We start from the raw sequence: 288 nt of genomic DNA on the forward strand, positions 1-288 counted from the left end.
GGCAGGTATGGCGGGCCCGAGGTGCAGGAGTTCTTCGATCGTCCCGATCCGGTCCCCGGTCGCGGCGAGGTGCTGATCCGGGTCGATGTCGCCGGCGTGAATCCCCTTGACCACCTCCTGCGCTCGGGTCTGGTCCCCGGGCTCGACGGCGGGCGCCCGTTCCCCCGCGTGCTGGGCATGGAGGCAGCGGGAACCGTTCTCGCCTTGGGGGAGGACGTCGACGGGCTCGAGGTCGGTGAGGCGGTCTTCGGCTTCGCACTCACCGGTGGCGGCACCTACGCTGAGACG

General features: G+C 71.2%; 1 protein-coding gene. It reads left to right on the forward strand.

Going from position 1 to position 288, the window contains the following annotated elements:
* The coding region (locus tag K7711_RS47200; protein WP_222979753.1) for an alcohol dehydrogenase catalytic domain-containing protein at window positions 1–288 on the forward strand (288 nt) is incomplete at both ends.

The sequence above is a fragment of the Nocardia coffeae genome (genome assembly GCF_019890715.1).
GTDB classification, from domain to species: Bacteria; Actinomycetota; Actinomycetes; order Mycobacteriales; family Mycobacteriaceae; genus Nocardia; species Nocardia jiangxiensis.